The following is a 14,349-nucleotide window of genomic DNA, read 5'->3' as shown; positions in this document are numbered from 1 at the left end:
TTACTGCTCCTCAGGATACCAGCGGTCGAGTAGCTCTTGAGAACGCTTGAGTTCGCTCTCCCAAGTATTGGCACCGACAACGACTGGTTTAAGCAAAATCACTAGCTCTGTCTTAACCGTAGAGTTGGCGCGGTTAGTAAAGGCCTCGCCTAAGAATGGAATATCACCCAGTAGAGGAACTTTAGAAACCAGTTCAATATTTTCACTCTTCATCAAACCACCGATCACCACAACATCACCGCTAGCAGCCTTGATCACTGTGTCTGACTCACGGATTTCACTTTGTGCTAGAGGTAGCTCAAGGGTGTTATCTGAGATCTTAATAGTCTTAGTCTGCTCTTTAATATCGATAACGGATGGGTGGATATGCAGTAACACATTACCCTGCTCATCAATTTGTGGCGTCACATCTAAGGCAATGCCAGAGAAGAAAGGAGTCAACTCAACCTCTGGGGTAGTCACAGGCGTGTTACCAGCCACGGTTGTTGAAGAAACGTCCGTTACGAAGTACTCGTCGGTACCGACTTTGATGACCGCTTTTTGGTTATTCGATGCTGTGACACGTGGGCTAGATAGCACATCGACATCACCCTGAGTATCGAGCAGGTTTATCATGGTGCTAAAATCCGATCCCTCTAGCTTAATAGAGGTCACTCCACCCAAAACGTTAGTGATGGTGTCACTCAGTCCAGAAGTTGGGCTGGTGCCAAAGCTAATGTCGGTACTACCTGCATGGCCCAATACACTTTCCCAGTGAATGCCTTGCTGATAGCCGTCAGACAGAGTCACCTCGAGGACTTTGGCTTCCAAGATCACTTGGCGTTGCAAATGACTTTCCGCGGTCTTAATAAAGCTTCGCACCTGTCTGATCTCATTAGGGTAAGCCCTAATCGTCACCAGGCCCGCTTGAGGTGTCACCACCACTTGGCGTCCGCCGCCAGTGTTACCTATGATAGAAACTAGCGTTTCTTGTAACTCGCCCCAGAAATCAGACTTAGTCTTAGAGCGGATAAAGGTGCCGTTGGTTTGCTCGTTGTTATTGCTATCAGAGCTAGAACTAGAGTTCGACGAATCATTGAAATTACTATTGCTGCTGCTGTTACTATTGCTACCAGAGTTGGAGTTATTATCTGAAATACGACCAGAGTTCACCGAAGTCAACGACAGGCCTTGACGCTCCATATACAGGTAGTTTAATGAGAAAGTCTCGGTGCGCATACCTGCAGGGAAGATACGCAATACACGACCTTCGCGGCTGACTTCATAGCCGTAAATATCTTCTACAACTTGTAGGGCTTCTTTTAAGGTTACGCTCTTTAATGACAAAGAGATCTTACCGGTGACGTCTGGATGCACTGCGACACTTAAAGGGGTACCTTGAGCAAGACTGGGAAAGAAGACTTTAGCATCGACATTATTAGCCGACACATCGAAGCGACGTTCTGTAGGTCTTGCTGGGGCAAACCCTTCTAGCAAGTTGTTTGATGACAGTTCACGTTGAACATCATCAGGCATGACTGCTGGCGGTGGCGTTGCTGCAGCCACCTCTTTAGTCGCTAGAGACTCAGCCAGGGCTTGCTTAGACTCGACAGGATTGGGTCTGTCGACGGTTTGGCAAGCCACTAATAATAAAGACAGCAAAGGAGTGATATAGGTCATTGAGCGCATGTTAATTATAGTCCCTTAAAGTCTGTAATAGCTTGAAACATTGTCAGTTTACGGCCGTCGGCTAACGACACGCTGTCTTTACCTATATGCACAATTTTGACACCTTTTACACTTTCACCTAAGGTGAAAATTTGATTATTTATCACAGCGTAAGCTGAGTTATCTTTCTTCACGATACTATTAAGCACTAAGCTATTATTGGTAGTCGATTTCACCGAGGTTGAATTCCCTGATGAATAACCTGGCTTAGTCGGATCCCGCAGCGTAGCAGCATTAAGGTTTAACCCTAAAGTACTGCACAGGAACGCAATCAATAGCGCACTAATCTTTTTGGGCAACACTGATAAAGTCCTTATTAATACTCAAGGTATAAAGTTCTAATGAAACAGAGGCCTTAGGATAGGTATCGACTTGATAGTCCATGCTGCGCCAATACAGTTTGTTAGGCATATTTTCCACGGCTTCAATAAACCTCAGTACCGCAAAGTAATCCCCCACAAATTCGAGACGAATACCGTGACTGTATAAATTTACCTTCTTATCTTCACCCACCTCTAATAACGGAGTGGGAGCAATTGAGGTAAAGGATTTTAGCTTGATGCCTTTTATCTTTGAAAGCAGCTCCGCCAACAGGGTCGGCATATGATCGGCAGGAACCATATCGACCATCTGAAAAGACAGCTGTTCATCGATCGATATATTTTGCTGATTAATATTGTTTAAACGCTGACGATAATCTTCATCGGGATCTTTTCGAAAGCTCTCTTCATATAGCTGTATTTGCTGCTCAGAGATCCTGTTTTCACTTTCAAGCACTTGGATCTGCTCACTAAGTTTTCCGTGTTGCTTTAAAACCGACTCGAGTGGTATATAAAACAGTAAGCCTGCAACAATTAGCACGGCCGCAGCCACTAAGATCCGCTCACGCTGACTTAAGACATCAAACTTCTCAGCGACTAACTTCCATTGCTGTTTCATTTAATCAACTCCTTATCCGTAGGAGTCGCAGCGCTTGTTAGCTTAAAAGCAAGCGGCTGGTTTTCGCCTAGATTCATCGTCATAGTTGCAAAAGCATGCCCTTTTAGCGTCGTTGTCGTTTTTAAACGTTCAATCCATAATGGCACGCTCTTAGGGCTAGAAGTAAAACCTTCAAAAACAAAGCTTTTCTCATTAACCTGAATACGTTCGAGCCAAAGACTCGAGTCAGCGACACTGGCAAGATCAGTCATTAATGGTGAATAACCATAACTTGTTAACACCTCTTGCTGGCTAAGCTTACCGAACAGCTGCTGCTTCAATTCCAACTGCTGCGCTTTTAGATTCACTTCGTCAACCAAGGCTTCACTCGGCCCCCGCTTCGCGAGTGCGGCTTCCAGATCTTTTTTCTCAGCATCGAGAGCTTGTTTAGCCTGCACAAGCTGAGTCTTGTCAGACTCAAGGCTAGTATTCAATGCAAAGACAAGTGCGCTCGCGCATAACAGTCCCACCGCAATCACTAGCATCGCCTGATTTAATCTTAAGAAAGATAAGCGTAATTCTGGTGGAAACAATGTATCGGAATAGAGGTTTACCCTTAATTTCATTGCGGCTGACCTCGCAAATTTTCAGCTAAGGCCAGCTCAGCAAACGTTACGTCAACAGAAGCACCTTTATGGGGAGTGACGGCTTGATTAAAGTTAGCGCTAATTAGACTCGCAAGCTGCTCTCGCTCCCCATCAATGACTAACTCAATTGATGAAACGGGAGCCTCACGAAGCTGACTCTCAAAGTAATCCATAGAACGCTGGATCTCTAGACTTAAGTTATCAGCGACGCCATAGGCTAAATCTTCTGCAGATATTTTTTCAAGCTGTTGAAATCCTCTGAGTCGACGCTGCATGAAGACTTCACCGGCTCTAACAACCGTCAGTAGCAACTCTTGCCCCTCACGATGGCTTAATACCAATCGGGCCTGATTGTCATTGAACAGGTTGCTCATCGCCATCTCTTCGATTGAAACACCCATTGTTTGAAAACCTTCGCTCTTAGCCGCCAACAACAGAGCGGTTAATAACGACTTTTCAGTGACGACCACATTTACTTTATTGCTGGCCTGTTTTGATGATTCGAAGTAATCCAAATGAATGTCTGTGACAGGCTGAGTCACAATATCTTTCACGGACCAAAGCAGCGCGGCATTGAGCTCTTCATCTTGCACGTTCGGCTTATCGACCAGTAAAAGTTGATAGAAATCGGAGGCTAATACAATTTGAATTCTTGCTATACCAAACTCTTTAGCTACCTGAGAGAATGCACTCTCCCAGTCGTGATGCTTAAATGAAAATGTCATAGCTTTAGCGCCCACTTTAGCTGCTGGGGCTTGAAAGACGGATATTTTTTCTGCGCATATATAAATGCCTAACTCGAGTGTTGGTATAGGTTTGCGCCAAAACTGAATATTATCCAACAGGCTTTCTTTCATTTATCTATGCCTTAAAAATTATCAAAAAATCTTATCTAGATGAACTTGTAAGATTCAGATGACCACTTAAATTTATTTATTTACGACTGTGAAAACTTATCTAAACAGCGCAAGGCACTTATTATGCCATTAGTGTAGCGACTTATCCCTGATAATTATAGATAAAGCCCCAATTTAGGAATGGTGTGTAACAATCACACACAAAAATGAAACAAACTATACTTCTTCGATCGGTTCACTAAAGAAGCTTCCCTGACCCGCACTCACCCCTAAAATTTGCAGGGTTTGCCACTCCTCGAATACTTCCACTCCTTCTGCACACACCTGCACTCCCGTTCGAAACAGACCTGCAATCAGGCTCCGAACAAACAATTGATTCTCGGCACGCAAATGGATTTGATTCACGATAGAACGATGAAGCTTGATTAATGAGATGGGATAATGGTGAATATACTCAGTACTAACCACCTGTTGTCCCACACGATCGACACTGATGCTAGCCCCCATTTTATTGAGCATTTCCAAGGGTGCTACGAGCTGCTCCTGATGGTTCACTAAGATATCTTCATTCACCTCAAAGATAAGCCTTGGGGCTAGATGACGATATTCGAGTAGTGTGGTCTTCAACCAGCGCACAAAAGCACGACTGTTCAAGGTATCTAAGCTTAAGTTAATACTAAACTTGAGACTGTTATCCTTATGTTTTGGCAACAGATCAAACAGAACCATCTCTATGACCTGACGCTCAATTTGCGGGGTTAGACCACACTTTATTGCCATGGGTAGAAACAGTGTGGCTCTGACAAGGTTACCCTGTGTATCGCGTAATCGGCAGGTTACCTCTTGATGATGAGCATGGGAGTCACTGTCCACAACTGGCTGTGAAAACAAGAAAATCCGTTTGCTAACCAAAACGTTTTCGAGAAAGCTACGCCAACGCACAGAACCTTTCGACAAATCCCCATCAACAGCGCCTTTATCATACATAAACCAACTGCTACTGCCTTGAAACTGCGCCGAGCGCAATGCCAGCTCCGCCTCTTCGACTAACGCATCCTTATCGTCTCCGACCTTAAAGTATGCGCCGCCGATATGGAAACAATCATCTGGCAGCGGAACGAGGGCATTCATCTGACTCAAGACTAAGCGCAATAGCTTAGCCACTAGCTGATCGGCTTCGTGCTGCGAGATCTGCGGTACAATCACGGCAAATTGATTGTATGAACGTCGGGAGAAAATACTGTTGGCCTTATCCCCTAAAATTTGATTAATAGTGGCAATTAATTGAGATAACAGCTCATCAATCTGGTATTCGCCAAGCTCATTGCTTAACAGGTCCAAATCTTCCATCTCTAATAGATACAATACCCCTGGCGTCATCATCCCCGAGTGATTACTGAGGGCATCGAGTCGATTTTTCAAAAACAGACGATTACCAATACCGGTACTGGCATCGAGAAAGGTATTTGAGCGAATAAACTGATCGAAGCGTGCCCGCTCTTTATGGGCATCATCTAACTCTAACAGTAGGTGCGTGAGTGCTCGATTGATTAATCTAGGCTTACCATCGCCCTTTTCTGCCAGTGCCTTATCATGCTTACCCGACAGGATCAGACTGGAGCGTAGCGCCAGATCCTCAATACCGGTGAGGTGCACCGAAAACCAACGAAAACCGAAGCGAACAAACACAAATACCGCCGTGCAGCCTATGATGATGATCAAGAGTTCACCCCAACTCACATCGGCTTTACTAAATGGCTGAGGCAAGGTGAGCTTCATCATTAACTTTCCATCGGCTAGGGAGCTCTGGTAGTGAACGCCTCCTTTTGTAGGTGTCGACGGCAAATATTTAAAAATGGGTTGGTTGCTTTGGGATAAAGTAAAAGAATTTGCTCGATAAGCGCGCAGTAAAGGCGTTAACCATGCGTCTAGGGGGTCACCCGCTTGCTGAGAAAACTGCTGCTCAATGAGGGTTTCTAGTTCGGTCACCTTTTGCTGCTGAAAGGTGTAAGTTAGTTGAATAAAGCTAACCATGGCAGTCAAGAAGCTGATAAATGCCACACCGGCGAGTGACATCAGCCAAAAGCTAGTCAATTTTTTAGTTAGAATTCGAGTCAGTTTCATCAGTCCGCTTCCTGCAGGATCTTTTTATTGTCTAAATCTGCTTTATCCATAGCAAGATGATGGAAAATGCAGATTAAGGCAACCTATCCCTCAGTTATACAGTAATCGAAAAACTCTCGGCAACAAAAAAGGGCCCTTAGGCCCTTATTTTATGACATAGCACGAAGTGATTAAGACTCCATGTAGCCTTCAGGTAGCTCTTTAATTGTCGCAACACCCGACTCAATCGCTGCAATAGCAACGGCTTTAGCCACGTTTGGAAGAAGACGTGCATCGATTGGTTTAGGGATCACGTACTCAGGACCAAATTCTAGAGAGTCAACATTTGGGTATGCTGCAAGCACTGACGCAGGAACAGGCTCTTTCGCCAACGCGGCGATAGCGTGTACAGCTGCAATCTTCATCTCATCATTGATACATGAAGCGCGAACATCTAGCGCGCCACGGAAAATGAATGGGAAGCAAAGTACATTGTTAACCTGGTTAGGGTAGTCACTACGACCCGTGCCCATTATCAAATCTTTACGTACATCGTGAGCCAGCTCAGGCTTGATTTCAGGATCTGGGTTAGAGCAAGCAAAAATAACTGGGTTATCGGCCATCATTGCCACATCTTCAGCGCCTAATACATCTGGGCCTGAAAGACCCAGGAAGACGTCTGCGCCTTTAATTACATCTTGCAGAGTACGCTTGTCAGTGTTGTTGGCAAATAGCGCCTTATACTCGTTAATGTCGTCACGACGAGTATGAATAACGCCTTTTCTATCTAGCATGTAAACGTTTTCGCGCTGAGCACCACAGTTCACAATCATAGTCATACAGGCGATAGCAGCTGCGCCGGCGCCCATACATACAAACACGGCTTCTTCGATAGACTTGCCTTGAATTTCAAGAGCGTTGATCATACCAGCCGCAGTTACAATCGCAGTACCATGCTGATCATCGTGGAACACTGGTACGTTACAACGTTCAATCAGTGCTTTTTCAATCTCAAAACACTCTGGAGCCTTGATATCTTCAAGGTTAATACCACCAAACGTGTCGGCAATCGCTTCAACTGTGTTGATGAACTCTTCAGACGTTCTGTGTTTAACTTCAATGTCTGTCGCATCGATATTCGCAAAGTGTTTGAAAAGTAGCGCTTTACCTTCCATTACAGGCTTAGAGGCTAATGGGCCTAAATTACCTAAACCTAAGATTGCCGTACCATTTGAGATAACAGCAACAGTATTGCCCTTACCTGTAAAGCGGTATGCATTGTCTGGATTAGCCGCAATTTCACGGACAGGTTCAGCTACGCCTGGACTATATGCTAAGGCGAGGTCCATGCTGGTTTCTGCTGGCTTAGTTAGGCAAACTGCTGTTTTGCCTGGAACGGGGAATTCATGATAATCGAGGGCTTGTTGACGAAGATCTGCCATTTTTCTAATCCTGAGTGCGACTAATAATATCCTGAGCGAAAGGTCGACAACTAAAAGGTTAATCACTCTGTTCAAGAAAGATACATTTTCAATGTACTTTTATTGAGCAAAAAACAGTTAGTTGATAGCCGCTAAGATACTTGAATCTCAGGTCATTTCAAATAAGTTCTTCTCATTTTTTAACTTTATCGCTATATATTATTCCTAAGGCCTATTTTTCATGGTTATCTGGGATGGATGCGTCGCATTTAGCCGATATTTACCGTAAGAAAAATACAACTCCCCCCGGACAATTACGCCAGTTCCGAGCAGATCTAGCGTTAAAATGTTACTAAACTTACCAATATCTTGCTGAGACATCATCACCACTAAGTTATTGTCGATATTAAGCTCAAAATTTTGACCTTTTCTTTCATAACCAGTGACCACACCTCCGACCTCTAGCCATTTATTTGTATCATTGCGTGAAAGTGCATCCGTTGATCTAGCTTGGTAATCTTTAAGCCCCCAAAGTCCCACTTGATTTTCGCGGGCAACTTGCTCTATTTGACTCAAACAATGCCAAAAATAATCATTCTGATAGACTCTTGCCTTGGCATAGCCATTAGCTAGCATCAACTCTTGCAGATGCTGTAATTCTTTCGTGTAAACATAGGCGAGTGTACGCCCAAAAGGATCTAAGCGCCGCTTATCAAAAGCCAGTAACAGAGTTTGACCGGGTTTAATCCTATCCGATAGATACTCTTTTGCAGAATTCGCGTAAGGCTGAGAAAGTATAGGAAATTTAAAATCGATTTCAGGCGAATCGATACCTATAAGACGGAGCAGTCGACCATCGGTTAAGGTGAGGGTATCGCCATCATTAACGTAATCTAGAGTAACAGTTTCATCAAACTGAGTTGGGATGCACTGACTCGCTTGCAGCGTAAAAGCCTGCAAAGCTAACAGTATGACTGCCAATATTTTTATTAGCCTCATGTCACAGCTCTCCCTTTAAAAGCATTCCCTTTCTTGGCTCACGAAAAGCATAGATACACTAATGCCACTCTGTAAAAGTTTGAAAGTATCACAATCCCACGACCGATAGCTATCCGACAGTGTAAGACTAATGCGCAGTTTGAACGCTTATTCCAGATAGCAAAAAGGCGCCAGAAGGCGCCTTTTTTAAATTCATTGCAGAAGTAATTACTTCTTGCCAAGTGCACCAAAGCGCTTGTTGAACTTGTCGATACGTCCGCCAGTATCCATAACTTTCTGGGTACCAGTGTAGAATGGGTGACATGCACCACATACGTCTAGGTGTAAATCTTTACCTACAGTAGAGTTAATCTTGATAACGTTACCACAAGTACATGTTGCAGTGATTTCTGCATAATCAGGATGAATGCCTGGTTTCATTGGAATTACCTCAGTAAAAGGCCATGTCGCTCTTCCAACCCGAAGTCGGACACCACATGCAGTTAATAAAATTATTTAGGCGGCGAATACTACAGCATATAAATGATAGATTCAAGCAATGCAATGCGTGATCAATAAATAATCTCTCGCCACCGCGCAAAGCCTACGCTTAAGGGAGGCCCGAGTCTATATACTCATCTTAAAAATGCTATTTCATTGCATCAAACTGCTTCTCTGCAGCCTTAGCGTCGGCATACTTTTCCAAGGTAGTCATCGATGGACATTCCAGCTTCGCCTTTGCTTTTAAGCCATGAATACTCTGCCGGTTAAACGCCTTAGGGTTCGCCTCAAAGATAGCCAGCATGGATCCGTAAGGGCTAATTCCCCAGCGCTGTGACTGTCGATTCGCGATGCGCCACAGACTCTCTTTACCGTTGAACTCAACTTGGCAGTCATCTACACGGCTAACGATGACATCAGCACCACTAACTCTAACTCCACTCTTTAGCGCCATCGCCTTTACTTCGGACTGGGTTCTATTTTCACCAGTTAAAGAACGCATCGTGCTATGTTGACTGTCCATTTCCAGTTCCCGCGTATTTGGGTTAAAAAGGCTCAACCTCTTGACCTGATACCAGCGGTTAACTCGATACTCCTTTACAATTAATAGCGCATCTTTATCGACGACATCTTCGATACCCGTCACCTCAACCATAAAACTAGTCAAAGGCCTAGAAATGAGTCGTTCTTCACCACTCGCCTGACGAATAGAAAACTGCACTTTCTTCAAGTTACTGTGAGATGAAACAATATTGAGTTTTAGGCTGGGATGCTGGCCGAGTTCAAACTGTCGCTCATTAATACTCACGTGGGACACCTGCGCGTGGGCTGTTGACAGCATCATCATGCCAGCTAACGCCCATATGACTCTTTTCATTAAAGTGTTTCCTAGTTAAATCGTTTATTAGTTATTGTTATAAATCGTAAATCGCACATTTTAGCTATTAACATCGACACTTATCGCACTAGATGCAAGTACTGTGACGACTTTTGGCTCACATCGTCCCATAATTTTGGCACTACTGTTGCTACCTAAAACTTAGATAAGCAAGTGCAATAACTAATAAAATAAATTGTCGCTAGCTCTGATTAAATAGGCTCGGTACACTTAAAGGCAGTATCCTTTCGAGCCTGTAATCCTATGCCTTTGTTTGTTGAGGTCGCACTTCCCGTTCCAATGCGACAAAACTTTAGCTATCAAGTGCCAGAACATATCACCATTACGCCTCAAAAAGGCATGCGTGTACAAGTTCCATTTGGTCGCCAACAACTCATCGGCCTCATTACGGCTACCAGTGATAGTTGTTCGCTCACGCCTAAACAGATCAAGCCTATTGTAGCCATTCTTGATACTGAGCCGCTGCTACCTGAATCACTCTATAAATTAACCGCTTGGGCCGCAAGGTATTACTTTTGTAGTCTTGGGCAGATGCTATCGCAGGCTATTCCTGTGGCACTGCGTAAAGGCGCCGAAGTCAAAGCATCGAGCGTCAGCTATTGGACGCTAACGGAGGCGGGTAAAGCCGCGGATATTGATCAGCTAAACCGTGCTCCTGCGCAACGTAAGTTGCTACACAGCCTACGCGAGCGAGATTTAGAGCTTAGCGAAATCACTAGCCTTGAACTTAGCAAGGCGGCAGTTAAAGCCTTAGATGAAAAAGGTTGGATAGAGAAGAAAACCCGCATTCTAGAAGCCGACTTAAGCTGGCGCAGTGAGCTTGAGATGACAGAAGAGCCACACAGGCTCAACCCTGAGCAAGCAATCGCTGTTGCCACCTTAACCCAACAGCAGGGCTACCACTGCACCTTGCTCGAAGGCGTTACCGGCTCGGGCAAAACCGAAGTCTATCTCGCCATGCTCGAAACCGTGTTAAAGCAGGGCAAACAAGCGCTTGTACTCGTGCCGGAAATAGGTCTGACACCGCAAACGATTAACCGTTTTAGACGCAGGTTCAATGTCAAAGTGGCGGTGATCCATTCAGGCCTAACCGACAACCAAAGATTGGATGCCTGGCGTCAGGCAAAGTCGGCCGAAGCCGCGATTATCATTGGCACCCGCTCGGCACTATTTACCCCTATGGCCTACCCAGGGGTGATTATCTTAGATGAAGAGCATGATTCGAGCTTCAAGCAACAGGAAGGTGTGGGTTACCACGCTCGAGACTTAGCCGTGATGCGTGGTCACCTTGAACAGATCCCCGTGATTTTAGGCACAGCCACACCATCGTTAGAAACGCTGCAAAATGCACTCAATGGTCGCTACCAGCATCTGCAGCTAGCCAAACGTGCCGGCGCGGCCGAAAAAGTGCGTCAGGGTATTGTCGATATTCGCAATCAACCTCTACGCTCGGGCATGTCGCACGCATTATTAAATGAGATGCGTATTCATCTCGATGCAGGCAACCAAGTTATTCTGTTTCTAAATCGCCGTGGCTTTGCCCCTGCGCTGATCTGCCATGAGTGTGGCCACCTGCATGAGTGTGACCGCTGTGACGCCTTCTTTACCGTTCATCAGGCTCTCGGCGAAATTCGCTGTCATCACTGCAGCAATCAATATGCTATTCCGAAACAGTGCCACAGTTGCGGCAGCACCATGCTGGCAGGTCAAGGTGTGGGTACCGAGCAGCTGGCCTCATTTTTAGAAAAAGAGTTCCCAAATCATCCAGTGGTGCGTATCGATAGAGATACCACTCGCAACAAGGGGTCGCTCGAAGAGCATCTCAATGCCATCCACAAAGGCGAGTACAAAATACTTGTTGGCACTCAGATGCTAGCCAAGGGCCATCACTTCCCCGATGTGACCTTGGTGGGCCTGCTCGATGTAGATGGCGCCCTGTTCAGCGCCGACTTTAGAGCGCCTGAGCGATTCGGCCAGCTCTACACTCAGGTATCGGGTCGTGCAGGCCGCGCTACTAAACCCGGCACTGTACTGCTACAGACTCATCAAAGCGATAACGCCATGCTACGGGAGCTCATGCACAAAGGTTACGGCGAATTTGCCCGCAACCAACTGTTTGAACGTACTCAAGCCTTACTACCACCAGCTTGGCATATGATTCTTATCCGCGCCGAAGCCCACCAAGCCATTGATGCCGATAATCTATTGAATCAAATAGGTGCTTTGCTACCGCAGGATGATGAGTGTGAAGTGATTGGCCCTATGCCTGCGCCACTGGATAGGAAAGCGGGTAAATATCGTCGCCAGCTATTATTTCAGACAAAAAACCGTAACAGACTCCAGCTAGAATTTGAGCGTGCACTGCCTCAAATAGAGCAACTGCCACTGGCTAAAAAATGTCGTTGGAGCATAGATCGAGACCCGCAGGATCTGCTTTAAATCGACTTTATCTATATCAATGCAGAAAAAATTCGCTAGAGGATAGTAATTCACCGCCACTAGCGGCTAAAATAGTCGGTTACCCCTTATTAATTTTCTTTATGTAAGTGTCGATTAAACGCCAATGAAATCACATACTCAATCTTTACTCGCTGAATCTTTAAATGCCCTTAAACAACAAGGGATTGTTCCTGCTGATTTTGAAGCTCGCATTCAAGTCGACCGAACGAAAGATAAGAGCCACGGTGATTTTGCAACTAACTTGGCAATGATGCTGACTAAAGCTGCGGGCAAGAATCCACGTGAAATTGCACAACTACTTATCGATAACCTGCCAGAATCTGCTCACGTTGAGAAAGTAGAGATCGCAGGCCCTGGTTTTATCAACTTCTTTATCGATGATAACGCCTTAGCTAATCAGCTAATGGTTGCACTAAACAGCGACACATTAGGTATTAAATTACCGGCATCACAAACTGTTGTTGTCGATTACTCTTCGCCAAACCTAGCCAAAGAGATGCACGTAGGTCACCTACGTTCAACCATTATCGGTGACAGTGTGGTACGCGCCCTTGAATTTATGGGTCACAAAGTTATTCGCCAAAACCACGTGGGTGACTGGGGTACTCAGTTCGGTATGCTACTTGCCTATATGGAAGAGCTACGCGCCGCCAATGGCGAGCAAGCCAAGATGGAATTGTCTGATCTAGAGACATTCTACCGCGCCGCTAAGGTGCGGTTCGATGAGTCAGAAGAATTTGCAACTCGCGCACGTAAGCTAGTCGTTGAACTGCAATCGGGCGACGAGTACTGCAACAAACTATGGCGCGAATTTAATGATATCTCACTAAGCCATTGTCATGAGCTATATGAGCGTCTAGGCGTAAGTTTGACTCGCGCTGATGTTCGCGGCGAAAGCGCTTATAACAGTGACCTCGCACAAGTGGTTGCTGACTTAGACTCACAAGGTCTATTGTCTGAAAGCAACGGCGCAAAAGTTGTATTCCAAGACGAATTTAAGAACAAAGAAGGTGAGCCTCTACCGGTTATTATCCAAAAAGCCGATGGCGGTTACCTCTATGCCACCAGCGACTTAGCTGCCATGCGTTACCGCTCAAATGTACTCAATGCTGACCGCGCACTGTACTTCGTAGACTTACGTCAGGCGTTGCACTTCCAGCAAGTGTTTAAGCTAGCCAAAACCGCTAAATTTGTTCGCGAAGAGATGAGCTTCGAGCACATGGGCTTTGGCACCATGAACGGTGAAGATGGTCGTCCATTTAAGACACGTTCTGGCGGTGTGGTTAAGCTTATCGATTTGCTAAAAGAAGCCGATACTCGTGCTTTAGAGCTTGTTCGTAGCAAGAATCCTGATATGGATGAAGCAGAGCTTGCTGAGATTGCCCGTGTTGTCGGCATTGCCTCAGTTAAGTACGCCGACCTTTCTAAGAACCGTGCAAGTGATTACATCTTCAGCTTCGAGCAGATGCTGAGCTTCGAAGGTAACACGGCACCTTACCTACTTTATGCATATACCCGCGTAGCGGGGATCTTCAAACGTGCTCAAGACGTTGATTTAAGCGGTGCGAAAATCATTCTTGATCATGAGAAAGAGAAAGATCTAGGTACTAAACTGGCACAGTTTGGCGAAGTCATGACGCGTATGGTTGGCAAGGGTCAGCCTCATGCACTTTGTGGTTACCTGTTCGAACTTGCTGGCGCCTTCTCAAGTTTCTACGAAGCTTGCCCAGTATTGGCCGCAGAAACGGAAGAGTTGAAGAAGAGCCGTTTATTATTGTCACAGCTTACCGCTAAGACACTAAAACAAGGCTTAAACCTTCTTGGTCTAGAAACCTTAGAACGGATGTAACCTTTAGCTC

12 protein-coding genes are annotated in these 14,349 nt (G+C 45.4%); 2 read left to right on the top strand and 10 right to left on the bottom strand.

Annotated features, from left to right (window positions below; genetic code table 11):
* The 10 genes from mshL to Q1A86_RS08560 all read right to left on the bottom strand — a co-directional run bounded on the left by mshL (position 1) and on the right by Q1A86_RS08560 (position 10,009).
* On the bottom strand, positions 1–1,668 hold the full coding sequence (mshL, locus tag Q1A86_RS08605; protein WP_299805421.1) for a pilus (MSHA type) biogenesis protein MshL: 1,668 nt from the start codon (positions 1,666–1,668) through the stop codon (positions 1–3).
* 5 nt (positions 1,669–1,673) lie between these two features.
* A complete protein-coding gene (locus Q1A86_RS08600) occupies positions 1,674–1,883 on the bottom strand; it encodes a hypothetical protein (RefSeq protein ID WP_299805418.1) in 210 nt (69 codons plus the stop codon).
* A gap of 106 nt (positions 1,884–1,989) precedes the next feature.
* Entirely contained in the window at positions 1,990–2,646 is a 657-nt protein-coding gene (locus tag Q1A86_RS08595) for an MSHA biogenesis protein MshJ (protein WP_299805415.1), read from the bottom strand.
* The gene (locus Q1A86_RS08590; RefSeq protein ID WP_299805412.1) at positions 2,643–3,251 is read right to left on the bottom strand and encodes a PilN domain-containing protein; all 609 of its coding nucleotides are present in this window, start codon (positions 3,249–3,251) and stop codon (positions 2,643–2,645) included. Before Q1A86_RS08590 ends, Q1A86_RS08595 begins: the two co-directional genes overlap by 4 nt.
* On the bottom strand, positions 3,248–4,129 hold the full coding sequence (locus Q1A86_RS08585) for an MSHA biogenesis protein MshI (protein ID WP_299805409.1): 882 nt from the start codon (positions 4,127–4,129) through the stop codon (positions 3,248–3,250). Before Q1A86_RS08585 ends, Q1A86_RS08590 begins: the two co-directional genes overlap by 4 nt.
* 216 nt (positions 4,130–4,345) lie before the next feature.
* The gene (gene csrD, locus Q1A86_RS08580) at positions 4,346–6,253 is read right to left on the bottom strand and encodes an RNase E specificity factor CsrD (RefSeq protein WP_299805406.1); all 1,908 of its coding nucleotides are present in this window, start codon (positions 6,251–6,253) and stop codon (positions 4,346–4,348) included.
* 170 nt (positions 6,254–6,423) lie between these two features.
* Positions 6,424–7,674, bottom strand: coding sequence for a malic enzyme-like NAD(P)-binding protein (locus Q1A86_RS08575; protein WP_299805404.1), 1,251 nt, complete (start codon positions 7,672–7,674; stop codon positions 6,424–6,426).
* A gap of 204 nt (positions 7,675–7,878) precedes the next feature.
* Positions 7,879–8,652 (bottom strand): thermonuclease family protein, encoded by a 774-nt coding sequence (locus Q1A86_RS08570; protein ID WP_299805401.1) that lies wholly within the window; start codon positions 8,650–8,652, stop codon positions 7,879–7,881.
* A 207-nt stretch (positions 8,653–8,859) separates the two neighbouring features.
* The gene (gene rpmE / locus Q1A86_RS08565; RefSeq protein WP_220762057.1) at positions 8,860–9,072 is read right to left on the bottom strand and encodes a 50S ribosomal protein L31; all 213 of its coding nucleotides are present in this window, start codon (positions 9,070–9,072) and stop codon (positions 8,860–8,862) included.
* Between the two features lie 208 nt (positions 9,073–9,280).
* Entirely contained in the window at positions 9,281–10,009 is a 729-nt protein-coding gene (locus Q1A86_RS08560) for a FimV/HubP family polar landmark protein (RefSeq protein ID WP_299805398.1), read from the bottom strand.
* A 264-nt stretch (positions 10,010–10,273) separates the two neighbouring features.
* On the opposite strand from Q1A86_RS08560, the gene priA reads away from it, so the two are divergent.
* Both priA and argS read left to right on the top strand, forming a co-directional pair.
* On the top strand, positions 10,274–12,469 hold the full coding sequence (gene priA, locus Q1A86_RS08555; RefSeq protein WP_299805396.1) for a primosomal protein N': 2,196 nt from the start codon (positions 10,274–10,276) through the stop codon (positions 12,467–12,469).
* A 124-nt stretch (positions 12,470–12,593) separates the two neighbouring features.
* Complete coding sequence (gene argS / locus Q1A86_RS08550) at positions 12,594–14,339, top strand: arginine--tRNA ligase (protein ID WP_299805394.1); 1,746 nt, start codon at positions 12,594–12,596, stop codon at positions 14,337–14,339.
* The last annotated feature ends 10 nt before the right edge of the window (positions 14,340–14,349 follow it).

Source organism: uncultured Shewanella sp. (assembly GCF_947497935.1).
Lineage (GTDB): Bacteria > Pseudomonadota > Gammaproteobacteria > Enterobacterales > Shewanellaceae > Shewanella.
The sequence above is the reverse complement of the archived record's forward strand: the minus strand, read 5'-3'. Positions and strand labels throughout refer to the sequence as shown.